This is a genomic window from Mycolicibacterium arseniciresistens, from assembly GCF_030519285.1.
Lineage (GTDB): Bacteria > Actinomycetota > Actinomycetes > Mycobacteriales > Mycobacteriaceae > Mycobacterium > Mycobacterium arseniciresistens.
In genome coordinates this window covers 1-2,540 of the sequence record NZ_JAUMSQ010000395.1, presented here as the reverse complement: position 1 = coordinate 2,540, position 2,540 = coordinate 1, and the positions used below count along the sequence as shown (strand labels likewise).

2 protein-coding genes are annotated in these 2,540 nt (G+C 74.3%); both read right to left on the bottom strand.

Features of this window, described 5'->3' with window-relative positions; translation table 11 throughout:
* Positions 1–1,601, bottom strand: a 1,601-nt coding sequence (locus Q2100_RS29100; protein WP_302916828.1) for an ATP-dependent helicase, incomplete at its 3' end; no start/stop codon positions are given.
* On the bottom strand, positions 1,598–2,540 hold a 943-nt coding region (locus Q2100_RS29095), incomplete at its 5' end, for a RecB family exonuclease (protein ID WP_302916827.1). The genes Q2100_RS29100 and Q2100_RS29095, both read right to left, overlap by 4 nt.

Below are 2,540 nucleotides of genomic sequence, written 5' to 3'. Positions count from 1 at the left end.
ATCGCGTCGGCCAGGCAGGCGGCATCGGCGTCGGGCGCGGTACGGGCCACGATCTCCTCGGTGGACGCCGACCCGGCGGGCGCGGCGGTGTCGTCGAGTTCGACGGCGCGCCGCCACAACGCGGCGACGTCCTTGGCGCCCAGGCGCCACCTGGGCCCGGTCAGCACCCGCATCGCGGCCGCGCCGGCGGTGGGATCGGCGAGCAGCCGCAGCATCGCCACCACATCGGCCACCTCGGGGATGGAGAGCAACCCGGCCAGGCCGACCACCTCCACCGGGACGCCGCGCGCGGTGAGTGCGTCCGCCATCGGAGCGGCATCGGCGTTGCGGCGCAACAGCACCGCGGCAGTGGGGACGTCGTCGCCTGCGCCGTGGTAGAGCGCGGCGATCTGGTCGGCGACCCAGTCCCGTTCGGCGGCCAGGTCGTTCAGCAGGGCACAGCGGATGGTGCCGGGCTCGGCCCCGGGGCGGGGAAGCAGCTCGCGCACGGCAACCGACCGGCGGCGCGCCTCGGCCGACACCTCGTTGGCCAGCCGCAGCGCCCGCGGCGGGTTCCGCCAGCTGGTGCGCAGTTCCAGCGTGGGCGCCGGGCTGCCGTCCGCGCGGGGGAAGTCGGTGGCGAACCGGGGCAGGTTGGTGGCCGAGGCGCCGCGCCAGCCGTAGATCGACTGGATCGGGTCGCCGACCGCGGTGAGCGCGAGACCGTCGTCCACCCCGCCGCCGAACAGCGACGACAGCGCGATCCGCTGCGCGTGGCCGGTGTCCTGGTACTCGTCGAGCAGCACCACCCGGTAGCGCTGCCGCACCTGGACGCCGACCTGCGGGAACTCGGCGGCCAGCCGGGCGGCGGCGGCCATCTGCGTGCCGAAGTCCATCACCTTGTCGGCCCGCATCCGCCGGTGCAGCGCGTCGATCAGCGGCACGAGTTCGGTCCGCTCGTTCTGCGTCGCCAGCAGCCGCAACAGCCACTGGCTGGGGCCGCGGTCGCGCTGATACGGGCCTGCGGGCAGGGTGTGCACCAGCCGCTCCAGCTCGATGTGGGTGTCGCGCAGCTGATCGGTGCCGACCAGGTGCTCGGCCAGCTGACCGGCCAGCCGCAGCACCATCGCCGTCACCGCGGCCGGGGTCTTGTCGACGTGCAGCTCACCCGGGTGCTCGCACACCACCCGGAAGGCCAGCTGCCACAACTCGGTCTCGCTGATCAGCCGGGTGTCCGGCTCGATGGGCAGCAGCAGGCCGTGATCGCGCAACAGCGTGCCTGCGAACGCGTGGTAGGTGCTGACCGTCGCCGGATCGGCGTCGTCGCCACCGGGTAGCAGGCCCACCCCGGCCAGCCGGGCCAGCCGGCTGCGGACCCGGCGCAGGAGCTGCCCGGCGGCCTTGCGGGTGAACGTCAGGCCGAGCACCTCGCCCGGTGCGGCGTAGCCGTTGGCCACCAGCCACACCACCCGCGCGGCCATGGTCTCGGTCTTGCCTGCCCCCGCGCCGGCGATCACCACGAGCGGACCCGGCGGTGCGGCGATGACGGCGGCCTGTTCCTCGGTGGGTGCGAAAACGCCGAGCGCCGAAACGAGTTCGGCGGGGCTGTAGCGCGGTGTCATGCCCTCTCCTCTCCGGCCTGGGCGGGGCAGCTGCCACGGACCGGGCAGTGCGTGCAGTTGTCGTTGATCCGGGCGACGAACCGGGGACCCTGGGTCGCCGCGGCGGCCCGGCTCACCTGCTGCCGCCACTGCTCCTGCGCCTCGGGGGTGAGCGCGTCCTGCTCGCGCTCGGCGGGACCCCCGGCGGTCGGCTTGCCCAGGTACACCAGCCGACCGCCACCGGGCTGGTCACCGTCAGGCAGCAGGCCGGCCGCCACGGCCAGCTGGTACATGGCCAACTGGGCGTGCCGCTGCGCGTCGTCCTTGGTGACCGGGCTCTTGCCGGTCTTCAGGTCCACCACGACCAGTCGGCCGGCGTCGTCGCGTTCGAGCCGGTCGAGCCGTCCCCGGACGCGCACGCCCGGGGCGCCGTCGCCGCCGGGCTCGCCGATCAGCCCGTCGACGTCGACCTCGGTGCCCACCTCGGTGAACTCGCGGCGGGTCTGCTCGCGCCACTGCGCGAACCCCGAGAGCATGGCGCGATGCCGCGTGAGCTCGTTGTCGGCGTGCCACGCGGCTTCGAAAGGCAGTTGCTGCCAGAGGGTCTGGAGCTCATTGACCAATTGGCTCTCCGTGCGGCCCGGGTCGGCGAGCAGGGCGTGCACCAGCGACCCGACCGCCGAGCGCACGTCGCGGGCGTCGCTGCCGCCATGGCGCTCCAGCAGCCAGCGCAGCGGGCAGTCGGTCAGCGTCTGCAACGTCGACGGCGACAGCGTGACGGTGTGGTCGTCACCCGACCACAGCGGTTCGTCGCTCGACACCGGCGTCATGCCGTACCACTGCGCGGGGTCGGCGCCCGGGATACCCGCCGCGGCCATCCTGGCCAATTGCGTTGCCGCGCATTCCCGGGCGATGCCCTCGGGGCCGTCGGCCGGGGCGCAGGCCACCGCCCGCAACCGG